Source organism: Streptomyces sp. NPDC014870, from assembly GCF_043081505.1.
In the GTDB taxonomy this organism is placed as follows: domain Bacteria; phylum Actinomycetota; class Actinomycetes; order Streptomycetales; family Streptomycetaceae; genus Streptomyces.
The window spans coordinates 429,958-446,492 of sequence record NZ_JBIBWQ010000003.1 but is presented as its reverse complement, the minus strand read 5'-3'; the positions used below and the strand labels follow the sequence as shown (position 1 = coordinate 446,492).

Here is a 16,535-nt window from a genome sequence, read left to right as displayed (position 1 = left end):
CCGTGTGGCGTCACCTGTCTCCAAGGCGCATTCTGGTGGCGAGATCACCGGTGACGGGCCCGGCTTCTGCCCGGCTTCCCGGCCCGCCGGGCCGCTGCGCGAGGCGCCGCGCAGCCCGTCCGCCGCCCTGCGGAAGGGAGCGGGATGACAGTCGGATCGCCCGGGGATCCGGATCGCTCGGAGAGCTTCGGGGAGAGGCTGCTGGGCGGGCTCCTGGACCGGGCCCACGAGCTGCCGCCCCATCTGGTGGGGCCGGTACTCGCCGACACGGTGGCGCGGCTGGGGGGACGGGATACACAGATCCTGCTCCAGGACTACGGGCAACAGAGGCTGGTCCCCCTGCCGGGCGAAGGACTGGCGGGCGGCGAGCCGCAGTCCATCGACAGCTCGGACGCCGGCCGGTGTTTCCTCACCTCGCGCCCGGTCGAACTCGCGCTGCCCGACGGCGTACGGGTCCTGCTGCCGTTGCTGGACGGGGGCGACCAGGCGGGCGTCCTGGGCGTCACCCTGGACGCCGTCGATGACGACGACCGCCGCCTGCTGCGCAGGATCGCCAGTCTGATCGCCGACCTGCTGCAGACCAAGAACGGCCACACCGACCTCTTCTTCCGGACCCGTCGCGGTGAACCGATGAGCGTGGCCGCGGAGATCCAGTGGTCCTTGTTGCCCCCGCTGTCGATGGTGATGCCGCGCGTCGCGGTCGCCGGAGTCCTGGAGCCCGCCTACGCCGTGGCGGGGGACAGCTTCGACTACGCCCTGAACGGCGACGTCCTGCACCTCGCCATGATCGACGCCATGGGGCACGGCCTGGACGCGGCCACGATGGCCACGGTGGCCATCGGCGCGTACCGCCACGCCCGCCGGATCAGCATCGAACTGTCCGAGATCTACCTCTTCATGGACCGGGCCATCGCCGAGCAGTTCGACCCGGACCACTTCGTGACCGCCCAGATGATGCGCCTGGACACGGACACGGGGCGCCTCCAGTGGGTCAACGCGGGGCATCCCGCGCCGATGCTGATACGCGCGCACCGCGTCGTAGGCCGTCTGGACAGCCCCACGACCCTCCCCGTCGGCTTCGGAGGGGCCCAGCCGCAGGTCAGCGCAGTGGTGCTGGAGCCGGGCGACCGCGTCCTCTGCTTCACCGACGGTCTGATCGAAGAACACGAAAGCGGGCAGGAGCAGTTCGGCGAGGAGCAGCTGATCGGCTGGGTGAACCAGCTGGAGCAGGCTGACCACGGGATCCGCACGGTGGCCAGGAACCTGTCCCACACCCTCAAGCGGGCACGCGGCGAAACCACTTCGGACGACGCGACGCTCGTCCTGTTCGAGTGGCGCGGATGACGGAAGGCCGTGCCACGGCGTGCCGGTGGGAACGGTGAACCAGGAGGCGAGGGTGAGCCGGTCCCCCAGGTCGGACGGGGGCTTCGTCGCTGTCCGGGCCGGCGCCCCGTGTGTCGGGTCACCGGAGCGGGCGATGGCGGGCGGAGCGGCGCGTGCGCAGGCCGATGTAGACGAGATCCGCCACGAACAGCACGATGCCGATGAACAGGAGGAAGAGCAGGCCGTCGACGACGGCGCCGATGAGGCCCAGCACGATCGCCACGATGATCAGGGCCAGGAAGAGCGACATGAGGGCCACCTCTTCGGTCGGTCGGGGGGCTCAGCGACGGGCCAACTGCCGTTCACCGTTCGCCCCGGGCTCGTAGGGGAGGTCGTAGTGCCGGAAGACCGCTTCCTCGTCCCCGGCGGGAAGGACGTCGTCGGTGCCGATCGAAGGGCACTGCTTCACCAGTGCCTTGTCGTGAACGACCTTCACATAGCCCGGCCCCACCACTGCCCCTTCCAGGGGGACGAACACCAGCCGGTGCCGGGTGGGCAGGCCGACCCGGATCGTGGCCATGGCCGGCTCGTCGGTGCCGGTGTCGACGTAGATCGCCTCCAGCTCTCCGATCCTGTGGCCCCGCGTGTCCACCACGTCGTGGGTTCGCCACTCACGGATGTCCGCCATCCGGATCATGCCGACTCCTCGCGGTCGGTCGCTGGTTCGGGAAGCGTGGCGACGAGGATCTCGGCGGCCTGGGTGACGTTGTCGGCTCGGACCGCACGGGCCATGGCGTCACGTGCCGCATCGGGCGTCGTGTCCGGCGGCACCACCAGGAGCGCGAAGTGGTCGTTGTCGCCACGGGTGATGAGGACGGTGTCGTCGCCGACGGGGAAGGAGCCGAGGTGGACGACCCGGCCGTCGACGACCACGCGAGTCGGGACCTCCTCCCAGGCGTCCGTGTCCAGGCCGACCCGCGTGATGGGGCCGAGGTGCGCGGTGAGCGCCTGGATCAGGGCGGGCAGCTCGGTCGGGACGTCCCGGGAGCGGGGCCACCAAGCGCCGTCGAGGACGCCTTCGCGGGAGTGGGTCGTCTGCAGCCGGAGCAGGGCGGTGCCGGGCTTCACCGCTCGGTGGATCTCGTCCGGGAGGAGCCTGGGAGGGGTGGGAGTGTCGGATTCGGCCATGGTGGTCCGCCTGCCTGCGCGGGGCCGCCGGCACCTCACGGCCGGCGAGATACCGCCGTGGTCTCACGTTACTCCGCGCGCCTGTGGTCGTGCCCGTGGCCATCGGCCGGGCGGTGCTCCCGGCGGGAAATCACCTGGTCGGAACGGCTCGTCCGACCGCTGGGCGGAGTACGCTGAAGGTACCGGGAGTAACTCGAGCACCCGCTCCCACGCGGACGTCGTTTCCGGCGATCAAGACACTGGGCCGCCCCGCAGGGCGGCCCGGAGACGGGTCCGCGATCATGACCAGCACCCTGGCACCCACGCTTTCGGCGCGCCTGTCGCTGACACCGAAGACACTCCTCGCCGGCCTCCTGGACGGCGCCTGGTGGCCTCGCTCGCGTGACCTCGCCGCCGAGCTTCCGCCTCTGGTCGACGCGCTGGAAGGGCGCTACGGACGCATCACGCGCGTCACGGTGAACCCCACCCGCTGGCCCGTCGTCCCGCACAAGGTCGCCGTCACCGGGCACACCGTGCACGTCGGCTGGTTCACCGAACAGGATCCCGACAAGATGATCCTGCTCTCCTACAGCGTCGGCCGCTGCGATTTGCTGGTGATTCCGCCCGAGACCGAACGCGCCACAGCCGCCCGGCTCATGACCGCCGCCGCCATCCCCGGCAGCGTCCTGGCCGCCGGTGTCCTGATGTCCGACGAGGCCACGACCGGCCGCCGTATGCGGGACGCCCGAAGCACCGAGGACGCCTGGGAGACCGACGGCGGGGCCGCCCTGCCGCCGCTCCGGCACCCGGTCGTCGGCGCGCGGATGATCCCGCTGCCGGGGAACCCGCGGAGGTGACGTCATGGAGACCCTGATCGCACTCGCGACGCTCACCCTGCTGATCGCGCTCGGCACGCGCCTGATCCACCGGCTCAACGCCCAGCACGACGCACGCATCGCGGCCCACCACTACGCCGAACCCTTCCCGGCCATTCGCCGGCCGCCCGGCCACAGCCACCCCGCGCCGACAGGGCAAGCCTCCCGCCGCAGGATCACGGGCACCTGGCCCTGACCACCCCGGACCACCTCAGACCACTCCTCCGGCCGAAGGCGGCGGGTGGGGCACCCGACACCCGGGACAACCCACCCGCCGGCCTCTCGTTCGCCCGTGAAGGGACCACATCTTGCACCCCACCGACACCGCGACCCTGCCCTCGGTCGGACACGCCGAGATCCGCATCGTCGCCGCCACCCCCGAAGCCGCCCGCGCGGTCGCCCAAGTGATCCGCCGCTCCTTCGCCGGGGCGGAACAGCGCAGCTACCCCGTACCCGATGGCGGCACCCGGCTCCACCTCACCGTCGACACCGAAACCGCCGCGGAACCCGCCCTCTCCTGGCTCACCACCAGCAGACCGTCCTCTGGCACCGGCACCCACGTCGACGAGGTGTGAGGAGGATCGACCGTTCCTCACACGCATGAAAGGACTCGGTCATGGCGACACTCCGCGAGCGACAGGTCTACCGCGAACGCGTCCTGACCGCCCTCTACGAAGCCACCGAAGGCAACCGTCTCCTCGGAGTCCCGGGGCGGAAGCTGCGCAACGACCTGCGCATCCCGGAGGAGGACCTGGCAGCAGCCTGTACCTACCTCGCCGGCGAGGGCCTGATCACCGTCGACTGGGAACCGGGCAACACCCCCGCGATGGTCTCCCTGACCCACCAGGGAATCCGCCGCATGGAGGCCGAAGAGGAGGAAAGCGGCTGAGCGCCCTCCTGACCCCGACCGCTGTCGACGGCCTGGGCGCGAACCTGGCGCAGCGGGACCTGGGCGCCCAGCTTCCGAATCGCCACATTCGGAGTGCACGAATACCTGTGTTCGCGGCCTGAGGTTTTAACGGCCATCGCAGGCAGAGTTTTTATCGGCGCCACACAGGGAGAAATATTCGCGACACACAGGCTGCGGTGACGTGCTACTGTCGAACTCAGTTGCAGTTTTGGTACCCAAAAACTTCAAGCACCTCCGGTCGGCCGCATGCCGCACGGAAGTGCTTTGTATTTCCGGTCATTTTCCGGGCAGGGCATCATCGCGGCGACACGGCGTCCGTACGGTACGGACACCGGCGTACTGCCCCAAGGAGATATGACATGGCTAATGGCACCGTGAAGTGGTTCAACGCGGAAAAGGGTTTCGGCTTCATCGAGCAGGACGGTGGCGGTCCTGACGTGTTCGCCCACTACTCGAACATCGCCGCCCAGGGCTTCCGCGAGCTCCAGGAGGGCCAGAAGGTCTCCTTCGACATCGCGCAGGGCCAGAAGGGCCCGACGGCCGAGAACATCGTTCCCGCCTGACGCTGACGCGTAATACGTAGCTGGGGCCCGCATCCCTCGGGGTGCGGGCCCCAGCTACATGCATTTCTCAGGTCCTCACACGCACCTGGGCCTCTCGCATTTATTTCACGCCCGCTTGTGCCGACATTTTCTCGTCCTGAGCCAAGCCGCCTGCTTTCGCATTCCCTTCGGCCCGTGCCCGTGATTCCCCACGCTGCTTCTCCGCGCGGGAATTCCTCGATACGCGCCGTATCAAAGGAAGGTTCTGAATGAACCCCACACGCACGAACAGCCGTTCCTCCCGCACCCGCCGCAACGGCGGCCACACGTACGACTCCTCCGCCGGAACAGGCCGGGGCGGTCGCGTCGGTTCGTCCGCGCCGAGCCGTTCGGGAGGTCCGAGCCGGTCGGGCGGTTCCGGCCGGCGGGCCGCCCCGGTGCAAGGGGAGTTCGCCCTGCCGAAGACGATCACTCCGGCGCTGCCCGCCGTCGAGGCGTTCGCCGATCTCGACATGCCGAGGCCCCTGCTGGCCGCGCTCACGGCTCAGGGCGTGTCCGTGCCGTTCCCGATCCAGGGGGCGACACTGCCGAACTCCCTGGCGGGCCGTGACGTCCTCGGCCGCGGCCGGACCGGCTCCGGCAAGACCCTCGCCTTCGGCCTGGCCCTGCTGGCCCGCACCGCCGGACAGCTCGCCGAGTCCCGTCAGCCGCTCGCGCTCGTCCTGGTCCCCACCCGGGAACTCGCGCAGCAGGTCACGGACGCCCTCACCCCCTACGCCCGCGCCGTGAAGCTGCGCCTGGCCACCGTCGTCGGCGGCATGCCGATCGGCCGGCAGGCGAACGCGCTGCGGAGCGGCGTCGAGGTCGTCGTGGCCACCCCCGGCCGCCTCAAGGACCTCATCGACCGCGGCGACTGCCGGCTGAACCAGGTCGCGATCACCGTCCTGGACGAGGCCGACCAGATGGCCGACATGGGCTTCATGCCGCAGGTCACCGCGCTCCTGAACCAGGTCCGCCCTGAGGGTCAGCGCATGCTGTTCTCCGCGACCCTGGACCGCAACGTCGACCTCCTGGTCCGCCGCTACCTCACCGACCCCGTCGTCCACTCCGTGGACCCCTCCCAGGGCGCGGTCACCACGATGGAGCACCACGTCCTGCACGTGCACGGCGCCGACAAGCAGCGGCTGACGACGGAGATCGCGGCGCGCGACGGCCGGGTGATCATGTTCCTGGACACCAAGCACGCCGTGGACCGACTCACCGAGGACCTCCTCGGCTGCGGTGTCCGGGCCGCCGCCCTGCACGGCGGGAAGACCCAGCCGCAGCGCACCCGCACCCTCGCCCGGTTCAAGACCGGGCACGTCACCGTCCTCGTCGCCACGAACGTCGCGGCGCGCGGCATCCACGTCGACAACCTCGACCTCGTCGTCAACGTCGACCCGCCGACCGACCACAAGGACTACCTCCACCGCGGCGGCCGGACCGCGCGGGCCGGCGAGTCCGGCAGCGTCGTCACCCTGGTCACCGCCAACCAGCGCCGCGACATGAACCGCCTCATGGCCGCCGCCGGCATCGTGCCCGAGACCACCCAGGTCCGCTCCGGCGAGGAGGCACTCACCCGGATCACCGGCGCGCGGACCCCCTCCGGGATCCCCGTGACGATCACCGCGCCGCCCGCCGAACAGCGCAAGCGCGGCACCACCTCCCGCGGCCGGCGCGGCCCCGCCTCGGCCGCCCGGCGCGCCGGCGGACGGCGTTCCGTTGTCGGCGCGGCAGCCTGAGCGCCACGTGATCCGGAAGCTGACCCATCTCCGCAGGAGGCACGTTGTGACGCCGGTCCAGACGCAGCACAGCTCGACGCACGCCACCCTCGCACCCAGGACGGTGGTCGACGCCGTGGACCCGGCCGGACCACACGTCTGCGACGACATGACCGTCGAGGTGGCCCTTTCCGTCATGGTCGGGGCCCGCACCGGGCACTTGCTCATCTGCGACAACGACGGTCAGTGCACCGGTCTGGTCACGCGGGCCCAGCTCACCGCCGTCCGCGACAGCGCCGTCTACACGGACCGGCTCCAGCTGCGCGACCTCTCCGGCGACGGCGGGCCGCTCACCTCGGCCACCGCCTTGACGATCGGGCGGGCGGTACGTCCCCGGATCGTCACCCCGTCCGTCGTGGGCGAGCAGGACGACGCCCAGGGCGCCCCCGCGCCCGTCCTCGCGTGAACCGCCTCACCACGGCGGAACCATCCCCTTCCCCTCCCTGTGAGGCATCATGCGCTGTGTCATCGCCCGCTTCCCTTTCGACCTCACCAAGAGCGGCGTCCTGGACGCCATGAAGGGCGTCAAGCCCGAAGAGGTCGTCGGCGAGTCCGTGATCATCGGCCGCCGTACCTACCCCGTCAAGCAGGTCGGCCAGGTCATCACCCGCCAGGACCGCCGCGACTTCACCGCCGGTGAAGTCCTCCGCGCCATGACCCGGCTCGGCTTCACCTGCCGCGGCCTCCCCCAGAACACCGCGCCCGCCCGCGCCCTCAACCCCCTCCAGCACGCCTCCGCCATGCTCGGCGCCCCGGCGGCGGCCTGACCGTGACCCACGGGCGACCGTGAGCTGACCCCCGAACAGCCAAGAGGGCCCGACCGGCACCCGCCGGTCGGGCCCTCTCGCGTATCGGTGTATCGGCTTCTCCAAGGGCGGGAAGTCAGTGATCGGAGTAGCTGAAGTCGCCCATGGTCCAGGCGCTGACATTCGCGATCGAGATACGGTACATCCCGCCCGTCTCCGGGATCCCCACCGTGCCCTGAAGAATCCGCGCCATGTGGAAGTGCAGATACGCGGGCGGTCCGTCCCTCCGTGTCGTAGCGGTGAAGGCGGCGGAGAACTCTCCCAGGTGGGCGGAGTCCGCCAGGACCTCCGAGACCCGCTGCCTCCATACCGCTTCGGGCGCCAGTCGGCCGGTGATGACAGCTCCACCGGTGACCACCGTCAGGGACATCTGATTGCTCTGCCCGGACTCCACCAGCGTGGCAATGTCAACGAGCAGCTCGTCAAGCTTCGACATGAGAGCCGATCCTATTCACGGGTCGTCCCCTCCCCTCAACCGGTCGTGCCACTGGGCGAGAAGCGCCGTCACCGTCTTCCCACCAGAGGCACGCCGCGTGGCCGAGGTCGCTATGACGACCGGTTGACCATGTGCCGGCCGAAGCTCCGGTGGCGCGGTTGAGGTCGGGGTGCACATGCGGGGGACGGGTCAGAAGGAGGTGGTTCTGTGCCGGGGTTGGTGGAGTTCGGCTTTGCCGAAGAGGAGGGCGTAGCCGGAGGGGAGTCGGTTGATGATGCGGTCGAGGAGTTCGGGTCCGGCAAGTTGGGATACGGCGGCGAGGACGGCGCCGATGTTCCAGCGGGCGCCGGCGGGTGTGCTGCCCGTGCGCTGGGCGAGGTCCTTGACGAACTCCCACCCGGTGAGGGGTGTGACGGCGGGGACCTGGGCGGTGAGGACGAGGGCTGCCTCGACGGGGAGGCGTGCGGCGAGGTCGACGCGTTCGTCGCCGACGAGCTGTCGCCCCAGAGCGGCGAGCACTGACCGCACGGCTTCGTCGGCGCGTTCGAGGGTGGGGTAGGCGCCCTCGTAGCGCACACGCTCGAGCATCTGGGAGTAGGGCGCCGCGCTGGTGATGCTGCCGTGAGCGGCTGTTGTCGTGGTCTCGGTCTGAAGAGTCATGCCGGTGGAGATCGCCGTTCTCTTCGGGCCCGGCCCCTGGGACCGGGGGAGCGAACACGTTTCAGGGGTTGCCGGCTCACCGGGGGTGGTGTGGCCGGCCGAAGAGGAGGTCGTAGCCGGGTGGGAGCTGCAGCAGGATGCGGGCGGTCAGTTCCTCGCCAGCCGCGTCGGCGGCGACGCTGAGGACGGCGCTGACGTCCCAGGCCGCGGTCCGTTCGGTGGCTCCTTCGATCCAGGCGGCCGTCGCGCGTACGAAGCGTTCCGGTGAGAGAGGCTCGGTGGCCTGGAGCGGGTTGAGGAGCACCAGGGCGAAGGTCTCCGGCAGGCGGGCGGCGAGCGCGGCCCGCACATCACCGACCAAATGGGCGCCGAGCAGCGCCAGCACGGTGCGGGCGGCGCGTTCGGCCTCCTGTGGCGAGCTGTAGTCGCCGCGCTCTTGGACCTTGTCGAGGAAGCTCTGCCATCGCAGTCTCATCACGACCCCCTTGCGCATACATGGATGCGGGGAGCGGAGGACGGAGGAGGGGGAAAGGCTTCCGCCCTCCGCTCCCGGCCTTTCCTGCGGTTCAGCCGCTGATCTGCCTGTGGTCTCCGCCCCGGCCGATGGCGATCTTGCGGGGCTTCGCACGCTCGGCGATCGGAATGCGCAGCGTGAGTACGCCCGCCTCGTAGTCGGCCGTGATCTTCTCGGTGTCGAGGGTGTCGGCCAGCATCAGCTGCCGGGAGAAGACGCCGAGGGGCCGCTCGGACAGCTCCATCTGCACGTCGTCGGCCTTCGCGACGGGGCGGCGCTCGGCCTTGACCGTCAGCATGTTCCGCTCGACGTCGATGTCGATCGCGTCCGGCGCGACGCCAGGCAGGTCGAGGGCGATGACGTAGACGTCACCCTCGCGGTAGGCGTCCATCGGTACCGCGGAAGGCCGTGACCAGGTGCCGGTCGTACCCAGCATTTGCTGGGTGAGGCGGTCGAGTTCGCGGAACGGGTCGGTGCGCATCAACATCGCGAAACACCTCCATCGGGATCAGGCAGTGACTGCCAATGCGCTGCATCTGCCTCCGTTGTAGCATGTCATCCGAACGACGACAAGCTGAATGTCAACGGATGGACGACATGATAAAGAGGGCGTGATCCTGTGACAGGAGCCGACCAACCGGTCACCTTTCCCGCGGCGCTCGCCGCCCTGGCCGCGATCGACGAAGCGGTACGGGCAGCCCGGTCCGCGACCCCCGACACGACACCTCACAGCTCCTCGGAGGAAGCACTCGCCGCCCTCCTCCTCCTGCGTGAGCTGCGCGAACAGCTCGCCGCATGGGAGCCCGGCTTCATCGAGGCCGCCCGCGACGCCGGCGCCAGCTGGGCCGATCTCGCCCACCCCCTCGGCGTCACCAGCCGACAGGCAGCCGAACGGCGCTACCTCCGCGTACGCCCCGGCAGCCCCGGCACCACCGGAGAGCAACGCGTCCAGACCATCCGCGACCGCCGCGCCGCCGACCGCACCATCACGGCCTGGGCCCGATCGAACGCCGCCGACCTACGCCAACTCGCCGGACAGATCACCGCCCTCGACACCTTGCCCACAGACACACAGGCCGACCTCTCCGCGGCCCTCGCGCACAGCGACCCCACCCTGCTCCTCGAACCACTCGCACGCACCCACGCCCACCTGACCCCTCTCCAACCCGAGCTGGCCAAGCGCGTCGACGACCTGACCCGCCGCACCGAAGACCTCCGCGACGAAAGCGACCAGCGTCGATCCCACACCCCACAGCCCTGACCCGGGAACCTCGCAGCGGTCCTCCTCGCCCGTCGCGAGCCCCGCCACCGCCCGATCCTTGGCGTCACTGTTCGGGGTCGATTACCTGCACACCGGACACCCGAAAATCTATGTCGGCCGGAGTAGACATTAGGTGGTGGCGTGGCTATGGTTTCTCTCGTAGCCCAGAGAGACAGCAGGGCCCGGCAGACATGAACTGCCGGGCAAGCGGTACCAGCAGTACAGGTGGTTGCAGTTCGCAGGACGGTGCGGCGGTGGAGTTCCGAAGCCAGGGATGTTGCAGGACGGCGACGGGACTGGCGGCCGGACCGGGTGGCCCGCAGTGATCAGGGGCCGCCGCAGCGGGACCGCGGTCATGTCAGATGCGGTACCCGTGAGTGCAGTGCGCAGTAACCCAGCAGTGAAGAGTGAGCAGTACCCCTGGTGAAGGCGTCGGCTGCGGGCGCGCGCACCGGGAAGTTCGGCAGTGGGGTTCCAAGCCAGAGAAGACGCAGGACGGGCAACGGGGCCGGCTGCCGAAGAGTGGCGCTGTCACAGGCCACTGAGCGGTTCGCATCACCAGCAGTACCCGCAGTACGCAGTACCCCGTAACAAGCAGTTGATCACCGAGGAAGAACGGAGGAACCCGCGCCATCAGGATCGCCCGGGCGGAAGTACTGAACCCGGGTACCGCAGGACATCGATAGTGAGGTGGTCTCCGGTCAAGCAACCGCGATCCCCGCGCCCCCGACAGCAGCCAAGTCGGGTCCGCGGACACAGAACGCCGGCGCAGTATCAGGGCCGGCAGATGGTGTAGTAGTTCCTTCGGGGCCCTGGTGCCAGTACGGCACCAGGGCCCCTCCATGCGTTTCCCAGAGAGGTGCAAATGACAGCAGATGACTCGTACGGCCGTCTCGACGACGACGACTACCCCGCCTACACCATGGGCAGGGCCGCCGAAATGCTCGGCACCACACAAGGATTCCTCCGCGCCATCGGCGAAGCCCGCCTCATCACGCCGCTGCGCTCGGAAGGCGGCCACCGCCGCTACTCCCGCTACCAGCTGCGGATCGCCGCCCGCGCCCGCGAACTGGTCGACCAGGGCACCCCCATCGAGGCCGCCTGCCGCATCATCGTCCTCGAGGACCAGCTCGAAGAGGCCCAGCGCATCAACGCCGAATACCGCCGCGACGCCACATCCGACGCGCCGCCGGACTCGGCTTGAGGTGAGTCAGCTCCTCGTCGGCATCAACCGACGGGTGCAACCCGAAGGCTTGGCGGCGGATTACTCACGAGCAGAAGCCCGCGCGAGGGCCGCCCCCATGTCAGCACTGCGCGTGGCCTGGTAGATGCCGTATGCCCGGCCTGCGCGGAGCACGTTGCGCATCGGTCAGCACTGTCCGCGCCGGGTCGAGAACTCATGTCCGGAGTCGCGCGTCAGGCCGTCGACGCCTGTCGAGACTGCTCCCACTCGGTCCGGGCAGGAGAGCGAAGGCGGCCACGTAGCCGCCGCCCCGCGGAGTGGCGTCGAGGACACTCATGAACGTCGCGTGCCACAGGCACCCGCGCTCCGCGAGCGCCCAAGGTGCCGCTTGACCTCGACAGAGAGGAAGGACGGCAGGTCGCCCGCGCACACACCAGCCGCTGGACTCGGAGTCGCCCTCGATGGGAGATCTTCGCTTACAAGCAGAGCTCTTAACGACAAGTAATCCTTGCGATTTATCGGCGTGGGGTCCACACTCCTCCCATGACCGACAAAGCCCGCACCCGAGCTCCGCAGGCCGCCCTGACCGACAGGCAGAAGCTCGAACTGGACCGGGCGAAGAAGGCCGCCGACGACGCCGTCGCGCACTTCCGTGAGACCGCGGGGCGTATCGCCGTAGACCTCGGCCGCGGCGGAGCTCCGGCCGTCGCCAGGCACATGGAGTGGACACCCCAGTACGCGTCCGCCCTCGCCGCCGCCTACAAGGCCAAGCAGGCTGCCCAGGGCAGCGGGAGCGAGGAGGTGGCGGCATGACAACCGCCCCCAGGCCATCAGGCATCCCGCCCATGCCCGAGCGGAACACGAAGGCGTTGCGCGCCGCGATCGCCGAGCACACACCGCAGCTCCTCGCCGACTTCGACACCCACTGGAAGTGGGCCATCGGCGACGCTCACGACATCGCCCCGGTACCGGCGTTCCTCGCCCAGTGGTGGGCCGAGTTCGCCATCGCCCGCGATCCCGCGCTCGACCGGCACATCCACGATCTGGAAAACCGGGCAGCCGACGCGACGACGAACGCCGAAGCCACGCAGTTGCTCACGCAGGCCGCGCACCTCCGGCGCGAGGCGGGGAAGGCGGAGCCCGGCCAGTGAGCGACTTCATGGGGCCGCCCTGGCAGATGGACTGGGTCGACACGGCCCGAACCACCCGCGACTCCCTGCCCAAGCCGGTCCGCGACCTGATCGACAGCATCCGAGCCGAACTGGTCACCGCCGAGGACCCCTGTTTCCGTGGCATCGACAACATCCCGGATCTCCCGCCCGGCTGCCGTATCGCGCCGCTTCGGTCGACGGTGCCGAACGGGCTGTACGTCTGCTACTTCGATCACGGCCGGGGCTGGATCCACTACACGTTCACCCGACGCACCGCCGACCCTCAGATCATCGTCGAGGAGGTGTTCTGGCAGTGACCTGCCGCTTTCCCGTACACCTGTCCGGTCGGTGGACCAGACAACAGCACCCTCGGGAATCCAGCCCGCGCGAAAGCCGTGCCACAACGTGCCAGTAGGTGCGGTAAACAGCAGTCAACAAGGGGGCCACGGAAGCAGCCACGACGCCGCCGCCAGGGCACGTTCCCGCAGGTCAGGCGTCATACACAGGCCCAAGTGCCGGGTGATTCCCAAGCTTATGGCGCGGGTTCGATTCCCGTCATCCGCTCTTGAACGAAGGCCCTGGTCAGAGACCAGGGCCTTCGTCGTTGTCTAGACCGATTCGGAAGCCACGCACCACCTGTGCACAACCTCGCGCCCGACGCTGAACGGCATCTCGCCCCGCGCTCTACCCGAGATGTCTGGCCAAGAGGTCGGCGAAGCGTGGCACACCAGCCTTCGCAAGTCGGGTGATGGCATCAGCAATCGTGACCGGCGGATTCCGCTTCTCTGCCGCCAGCCTGACCACGGTCTGCACGACCTCGCTCGGCAACTCTCCGTACAGACCGCACAGATACTCGTCCGGGTCGATCACCTGCACTCCGCGCTTCGCCAAGCCGTCGGCAGGGAAGTCGCCAAGGTTCCACGTGATGAGCGCGCCAGCCCCGGCGGCCACCGCTGCCGCCGCATGGTGCCGGTCGTCCGGGTCATCGCCCGGCATCTCGTCCACAAGGTGCGCGTAGGCTGCTGCCGGGATCTCGCAGTCGGAGAAGAACCGCCGGATGGCGCGAGTAACAGCGGCAGCCGAGTCCGCAGAACGTCTGCCTTCCCGGACGATGACCCGTTCCCACTCCGCCAGGAGTCGTTCGGGAAACACGATCTCGTGGATGGAGTCCTCCGTGAGGGCCGGCATCACGTCCATCACTGAGAACGGAAACAGGACGTTGGTGTCCACGAAGACCCGCGCCGCCACGTTCGCCCTTCCTCCCCTTCGACACTTACCGCGCCATCGCGATCAGTACGGCAACCCGGCATCGTCAAGCACATCAGCGATCTGGCGGCGCCCCTCCCGACGGCGCTCGCGCCGCTGCTGGAACGCCAGGACGTCCGCGAGACGCACCACGCGGTGACTACTGCCGGGCAGATTCATCGAGGGGATGTCACCGGCATCAAGCAGGCGCGCAACGAACGGTCGGGACAAGCCCAGAAGCTCAGCAGCCTCAGTGGGCGACAGCTGCACCTCGGACGCCAGCACCGTGACTGCATGCCCCCGGGCCAGTTCGCCGGCCGAGGCGAGAAGAACCCGGACCAGCTCCGCCGGCAGCGCCAGCTCGACACCATCTGGGGTGCGGACCCATACCTCCACCTGCTCCGGCGCCATCCGGGCGGTCGCGGCGAGCGCCCCTTGATGCGAGGGATTCGGTTCGACCTTTTCAGCACGGGCCAGAACGCTCGTTCGAGCCATGTCGGCCTCCCATCCGCTACCCCAGTGAAGCAACCATCTGCAATAACTGTAACCATGGCAGCTCGAGGCAGGCAACCACGAACGAGACGCGCCCCCGAAACGGGCGGCGAGGCCGCTTTGGCCCGCGCTGGACAGCGCCCGCATCGGCCAACGCGATCACGCTCCCGGCAAGCGCCTCACCTGACTCGCACGGGAAGCCGTGCCACAACGTGCCAGTAGGGGCGGTAAACAGCGGTCGACAAGGGGGCCGGCGAGGCGGCCAGATCAGAGCGGGAAGTGGTCGTTTTCGCAGGTCAGCGGGCATGCGCGCACCGCAGTGCCGGGTGATTCCCAAGCTTATGGCGCGGGTTCGATTCCCGTCATCCGCTCTTCGAACGAAGCCCCAGGTCAGCGACCTGGGGCTTCGTCGTTGTCTAGATCGTCGGCCCGACCGGAATCCGGTCAGAACTTCAGCACCTCGCGGTCCAGCGGATACCGCGCGCGGTGGGGGCCGTCGTACGGCGAGGGCGTGATCGGCAGGACGCCGGTCGGCTGGAGGCCCAGGTTGTCGTCCCAGATGCGGGGTTCGACCTGTCCGACGACGCGGAACTCCCGGAAGGTGAACGGCGGGCTGTCGGTCGGGAAGAACTCGGCTGTGGTCATCACCTGGAAGTGCAGGTGCGGCGTGGTCGAGTTGCCGCTGTTTCCGATCAGCCCGAGGATCCGGCCGGGTTCGACGTGGTCGCCTTCGCGGACCTTGAGGGAGCCGGGCTTCAGGTGGGCGTAGAGCAGGTAGCGGCCGGGCGCGACCTCGACGGTGACGTGGTTGCCGACGGTCTGCTCGATCGGCGGGACCGGCGGCGTGACCGGCGGCGTGTTGTCCGGGATCCCGTCCTGGACCTCCACCACCCTGCCGCCGGCCGCCGCCACGACCGGCTGCCGGTAGCTCAGGTAGCTGGTGAGCCGCGCGGGGTCGCCTTCCCAGGTCTGTCCCCGCTCGCCGACCTTGTACCAGTCGATCGCGAAGCGCTGCGGTACGTAGAAGCGGCCGTTGATCGGGCCGAGGCCGCGGCGGTGGTGGGTGTTGCCGCAGCACGACTCGCTGGAGTACCAGGTGCCGGGGCGGACCGGCGCGTCCAGGTCCAGCGGAGCGGTGCGATCGGTCGGGGTGATCTGGACCGTCTCCTCGAACGGGGAGGAGCCGGAGGCGGTGAGGACGGCGCCCGAGAGGTGGTGTTCGAGGACCTTGGGCACCCGCTGACCGCGGTCGAGGGCCAGGTCGAGCCAGACCACCCACTGCTGGGAGCCCGGGATGACGGTCGGCGTCGGCCCCGGGGGCGCCGGCGTGTACCCGTCCGCACCCGGCAGGGGATCACCCACCGGGTTGGCGGCATCGGCCAGCGCCTGCCCGCTCAGCGCGCCCACCACCCGGTGCGTGCGGGCGTCCCGGACCTCGACCCGGTCCAGCCGTACCCGTGCGCTGCTGGGCAGCGCGTTCGTAGTGAGCAGTTCGTACGAGAGGTGCGTCTTGCCGTCCGTCGCGCGGAACGGCGCCGGTTCGGTCATCACGGCCGCCGTCAACGGCGTGAACTGGGGGCGGGGCGCCGGCGGGGCCGCGCCAGTGCCGTATCCGGGTCCCGTTGAAGCCGTCAGCATGCCGACCGCGAGCACGGCGGCGGCGAGCCCGCGACGTAGCGGACTGCGGCCGGTGCGGTTGCGAAAGTGGCGCTCTGCCATGGTGCTCTTCCAGTCGTCAGGTCCGGGACCGTGAAGGCACCGGCACGCCCCGCGCCGAGGCGCAGGCCCATGTAATCCGGCCGAGCGGCGCTCCCGGCGGACGGCGCCGGAGTCGGGTGCCGAACTACACCCGTCCAGCCGCAACGGGCCGCCGGGTGGGAGCGGGTACGTGCCCCGTCCGTGCCCTCCAGGACGGTGAACAGCGGTCACCACGGGTATGAGCAGAGCCTCACGGCAGGACCCGCGAAGAGACTTGTCCGCAGGTCAGAGGCCATGTGGGCGGCCAAAGCGGCGGTGATTCCCAAGCCTGTAGCGCGGGTTCGATTCCCGTCATCCGCTCCATAGCAAAGCTCCAGGTCAGAGACCCGGGGCTTCTGTGTTGCCCGATCCAGATCCGGAGCCTCGCACCATTTGCGCACCACACGGGCCCA

The 16,535-nt window shown here is 69.5% G+C and carries 24 protein-coding genes; 14 read left to right on the top strand and 10 right to left on the bottom strand.

The annotated features are described in order from the left end of the window. The first annotated feature begins 144 nt into the window (after positions 1–144). Positions 145–1,344: a PP2C family protein-serine/threonine phosphatase gene (locus tag ACF09C_RS10665; RefSeq protein WP_392090976.1), complete on the top strand. Its 1,200-nt coding sequence runs from the start codon at positions 145–147 to the stop codon at positions 1,342–1,344. Between the two features lie 118 nt (positions 1,345–1,462). On the opposite strand, the gene ACF09C_RS10660 is transcribed toward ACF09C_RS10665, so the two are convergent. Genes ACF09C_RS10660 through ACF09C_RS10650 form a run of 3 tightly spaced genes read right to left on the bottom strand, consistent with a single transcriptional unit; the run spans position 1,463 to position 2,511 of the window. Continuing rightward, a complete protein-coding gene (locus ACF09C_RS10660; RefSeq protein ID WP_392090975.1) occupies positions 1,463–1,633 on the bottom strand; it encodes a hypothetical protein in 171 nt (56 codons plus the stop codon). Positions 1,634–1,663: 30 nt separating this feature from the next. Then, positions 1,664–2,020 carry a PRC-barrel domain-containing protein gene (locus tag ACF09C_RS10655; RefSeq protein WP_392090973.1) on the bottom strand — a complete coding sequence of 119 codons (357 nt, stop codon included), beginning with the start codon at positions 2,018–2,020 and terminating at the stop codon, positions 1,664–1,666. Then, complete coding sequence (locus tag ACF09C_RS10650) at positions 2,017–2,511, bottom strand: DUF5994 family protein (RefSeq protein ID WP_392090972.1); 495 nt, start codon at positions 2,509–2,511, stop codon at positions 2,017–2,019. The genes ACF09C_RS10655 and ACF09C_RS10650 overlap by 4 nt, the downstream gene beginning before the upstream one ends. Positions 2,512–2,792: 281 nt before the next feature. Here ACF09C_RS10650 and ACF09C_RS10645 point away from each other — a divergent pair, with 281 nt between their 5' ends. The 8 genes from ACF09C_RS10645 (at position 2,793) to ACF09C_RS10610 (ending at position 7,404) form a co-directional block, all read left to right on the top strand. After that, positions 2,793–3,347 (top strand): DUF5994 family protein, encoded by a 555-nt coding sequence (locus ACF09C_RS10645; protein WP_392090971.1) that lies wholly within the window; start codon positions 2,793–2,795, stop codon positions 3,345–3,347. A 4-nt stretch (positions 3,348–3,351) separates the two neighbouring features. Then, positions 3,352–3,561 carry a hypothetical protein gene (locus ACF09C_RS10640; protein ID WP_392090969.1) on the top strand — a complete coding sequence of 70 codons (210 nt, stop codon included), beginning with the start codon at positions 3,352–3,354 and terminating at the stop codon, positions 3,559–3,561. Positions 3,562–3,673: 112 nt separating this feature from the next. Further along, a complete protein-coding gene (locus ACF09C_RS10635; RefSeq protein WP_392090968.1) occupies positions 3,674–3,940 on the top strand; it encodes a hypothetical protein in 267 nt (88 codons plus the stop codon). A 41-nt stretch (positions 3,941–3,981) separates the two neighbouring features. Beyond that, complete coding sequence (locus ACF09C_RS10630; protein WP_392090967.1) at positions 3,982–4,254, top strand: hypothetical protein; 273 nt, start codon at positions 3,982–3,984, stop codon at positions 4,252–4,254. A gap of 380 nt (positions 4,255–4,634) precedes the next feature. Beyond that, positions 4,635–4,838 (top strand): cold-shock protein, encoded by a 204-nt coding sequence (locus ACF09C_RS10625; protein ID WP_392090965.1) that lies wholly within the window; start codon positions 4,635–4,637, stop codon positions 4,836–4,838. Positions 4,839–5,086: 248 nt separating this feature from the next. Continuing rightward, on the top strand, positions 5,087–6,598 hold the full coding sequence (locus ACF09C_RS10620; protein ID WP_392090964.1) for a DEAD/DEAH box helicase: 1,512 nt from the start codon (positions 5,087–5,089) through the stop codon (positions 6,596–6,598). Positions 6,599–6,644: 46 nt separating this feature from the next. Further along, positions 6,645–7,043 carry a CBS domain-containing protein gene (locus ACF09C_RS10615; protein ID WP_392090963.1) on the top strand — a complete coding sequence of 133 codons (399 nt, stop codon included), beginning with the start codon at positions 6,645–6,647 and terminating at the stop codon, positions 7,041–7,043. Positions 7,044–7,092: 49 nt separating this feature from the next. Next, positions 7,093–7,404, top strand: coding sequence for an SCO5918 family protein (locus ACF09C_RS10610; RefSeq protein ID WP_392090961.1), 312 nt, complete (start codon positions 7,093–7,095; stop codon positions 7,402–7,404). 115 nt (positions 7,405–7,519) lie between these two features. On the opposite strand, the gene ACF09C_RS10605 is transcribed toward ACF09C_RS10610, so the two are convergent. The 4 genes from ACF09C_RS10605 to ACF09C_RS10590 all read right to left on the bottom strand — a co-directional run bounded on the left by ACF09C_RS10605 (position 7,520) and on the right by ACF09C_RS10590 (position 9,540). Then, positions 7,520–7,879, bottom strand: coding sequence for a hypothetical protein (locus tag ACF09C_RS10605; protein ID WP_362005735.1), 360 nt, complete (start codon positions 7,877–7,879; stop codon positions 7,520–7,522). 189 nt (positions 7,880–8,068) lie between these two features. Beyond that, positions 8,069–8,467 (bottom strand): DUF2267 domain-containing protein, encoded by a 399-nt coding sequence (locus ACF09C_RS10600; RefSeq protein WP_392091402.1) that lies wholly within the window; start codon positions 8,465–8,467, stop codon positions 8,069–8,071. A 148-nt stretch (positions 8,468–8,615) separates the two neighbouring features. Then, positions 8,616–9,014, bottom strand: a complete 399-nt coding sequence (locus ACF09C_RS10595; RefSeq protein ID WP_392090959.1) for a DUF2267 domain-containing protein — start codon at positions 9,012–9,014, stop codon at positions 8,616–8,618. A 91-nt stretch (positions 9,015–9,105) separates the two neighbouring features. Continuing rightward, a complete protein-coding gene (locus tag ACF09C_RS10590; protein WP_392090958.1) occupies positions 9,106–9,540 on the bottom strand; it encodes an Hsp20/alpha crystallin family protein in 435 nt (144 codons plus the stop codon). Positions 9,541–9,672: 132 nt separating this feature from the next. On the opposite strand from ACF09C_RS10590, the gene ACF09C_RS10585 reads away from it, so the two are divergent. The 5 genes from ACF09C_RS10585 (at position 9,673) to ACF09C_RS10565 (ending at position 12,965) form a co-directional block, all read left to right on the top strand. Then, positions 9,673–10,314 (top strand): type III effector protein, encoded by a 642-nt coding sequence (locus tag ACF09C_RS10585; protein WP_392090957.1) that lies wholly within the window; start codon positions 9,673–9,675, stop codon positions 10,312–10,314. 865 nt (positions 10,315–11,179) lie between these two features. Beyond that, the gene (locus ACF09C_RS10580; protein WP_361968811.1) at positions 11,180–11,518 is read left to right on the top strand and encodes a MerR family transcriptional regulator; all 339 of its coding nucleotides are present in this window, start codon (positions 11,180–11,182) and stop codon (positions 11,516–11,518) included. Positions 11,519–12,040: 522 nt separating this feature from the next. Next, positions 12,041–12,310, top strand: a complete 270-nt coding sequence (locus ACF09C_RS10575; RefSeq protein ID WP_362005723.1) for a hypothetical protein — start codon at positions 12,041–12,043, stop codon at positions 12,308–12,310. After that, on the top strand, positions 12,307–12,648 hold the full coding sequence (locus ACF09C_RS10570) for a hypothetical protein (RefSeq protein WP_327375401.1): 342 nt from the start codon (positions 12,307–12,309) through the stop codon (positions 12,646–12,648). Before ACF09C_RS10575 ends, ACF09C_RS10570 begins: the two co-directional genes overlap by 4 nt. After that, positions 12,645–12,965, top strand: coding sequence for a hypothetical protein (locus tag ACF09C_RS10565; RefSeq protein WP_392090956.1), 321 nt, complete (start codon positions 12,645–12,647; stop codon positions 12,963–12,965). The genes ACF09C_RS10570 and ACF09C_RS10565 overlap by 4 nt, the downstream gene beginning before the upstream one ends. A 367-nt stretch (positions 12,966–13,332) precedes the next feature. Here ACF09C_RS10565 and ACF09C_RS10560 read toward each other — a convergent pair whose 3' ends face one another. The 3 genes from ACF09C_RS10560 to ACF09C_RS10550 form a co-directional block, all read right to left on the bottom strand. Next, positions 13,333–13,896 (bottom strand): PIN domain-containing protein, encoded by a 564-nt coding sequence (locus tag ACF09C_RS10560; protein ID WP_392090955.1) that lies wholly within the window; start codon positions 13,894–13,896, stop codon positions 13,333–13,335. A 42-nt stretch (positions 13,897–13,938) separates the two neighbouring features. After that, positions 13,939–14,388: a helix-turn-helix domain-containing protein gene (locus ACF09C_RS10555; RefSeq protein WP_392090953.1), complete on the bottom strand. Its 450-nt coding sequence runs from the start codon at positions 14,386–14,388 to the stop codon at positions 13,939–13,941. Between the two features lie 441 nt (positions 14,389–14,829). Next, entirely contained in the window at positions 14,830–16,104 is a 1,275-nt protein-coding gene (locus ACF09C_RS10550; protein WP_392090952.1) for a M23 family metallopeptidase, read from the bottom strand. Positions 16,105–16,535 lie beyond the last annotated feature (431 nt).

Excerpts from the sequence above, each read along its gene's own strand:
- ACF09C_RS10665 (WP_392090976.1), top strand. The coding sequence starts at position 145 with ATGACAGTCGGATCGCCCGGGGATCCGGATCGCTCGGAGAGCTTCGGG.
- ACF09C_RS10660 (WP_392090975.1), bottom strand. The coding sequence starts at position 1,633 with ATGTCGCTCTTCCTGGCCCTGATCATCGTGGCGATCGTGCTGGGCCTC.
- ACF09C_RS10655 (WP_392090973.1), bottom strand. The coding sequence starts at position 2,020 with ATGATCCGGATGGCGGACATCCGTGAGTGGCGAACCCACGACGTGGTG.
- ACF09C_RS10650 (WP_392090972.1), bottom strand. The coding sequence starts at position 2,511 with ATGGCCGAATCCGACACTCCCACCCCTCCCAGGCTCCTCCCGGACGAG.
- ACF09C_RS10645 (WP_392090971.1), top strand. The coding sequence starts at position 2,793 with ATGACCAGCACCCTGGCACCCACGCTTTCGGCGCGCCTGTCGCTGACA.
- ACF09C_RS10640 (WP_392090969.1), top strand. The coding sequence starts at position 3,352 with ATGGAGACCCTGATCGCACTCGCGACGCTCACCCTGCTGATCGCGCTC.
- ACF09C_RS10630 (WP_392090967.1), top strand. The coding sequence starts at position 3,982 with ATGGCGACACTCCGCGAGCGACAGGTCTACCGCGAACGCGTCCTGACC.
- ACF09C_RS10625 (WP_392090965.1), top strand. The coding sequence starts at position 4,635 with ATGGCTAATGGCACCGTGAAGTGGTTCAACGCGGAAAAGGGTTTCGGC.
- ACF09C_RS10620 (WP_392090964.1), top strand. The coding sequence starts at position 5,087 with ATGAACCCCACACGCACGAACAGCCGTTCCTCCCGCACCCGCCGCAAC.
- ACF09C_RS10610 (WP_392090961.1), top strand. The coding sequence starts at position 7,093 with ATGCGCTGTGTCATCGCCCGCTTCCCTTTCGACCTCACCAAGAGCGGC.
- ACF09C_RS10605 (WP_362005735.1), bottom strand. The coding sequence starts at position 7,879 with ATGTCGAAGCTTGACGAGCTGCTCGTTGACATTGCCACGCTGGTGGAG.
- ACF09C_RS10600 (WP_392091402.1), bottom strand. The coding sequence starts at position 8,467 with ATGCTCGAGCGTGTGCGCTACGAGGGCGCCTACCCCACCCTCGAACGC.
- ACF09C_RS10595 (WP_392090959.1), bottom strand. The coding sequence starts at position 9,014 with ATGAGACTGCGATGGCAGAGCTTCCTCGACAAGGTCCAAGAGCGCGGC.
- ACF09C_RS10590 (WP_392090958.1), bottom strand. The coding sequence starts at position 9,540 with ATGTTGATGCGCACCGACCCGTTCCGCGAACTCGACCGCCTCACCCAG.
- ACF09C_RS10580 (WP_361968811.1), top strand. The coding sequence starts at position 11,180 with ATGACAGCAGATGACTCGTACGGCCGTCTCGACGACGACGACTACCCC.
- ACF09C_RS10575 (WP_362005723.1), top strand. The coding sequence starts at position 12,041 with ATGACCGACAAAGCCCGCACCCGAGCTCCGCAGGCCGCCCTGACCGAC.
- ACF09C_RS10570 (WP_327375401.1), top strand. The coding sequence starts at position 12,307 with ATGACAACCGCCCCCAGGCCATCAGGCATCCCGCCCATGCCCGAGCGG.
- ACF09C_RS10555 (WP_392090953.1), bottom strand. The coding sequence starts at position 14,388 with ATGGCTCGAACGAGCGTTCTGGCCCGTGCTGAAAAGGTCGAACCGAAT.
- ACF09C_RS10550 (WP_392090952.1), bottom strand. The coding sequence starts at position 16,104 with ATGGCAGAGCGCCACTTTCGCAACCGCACCGGCCGCAGTCCGCTACGT.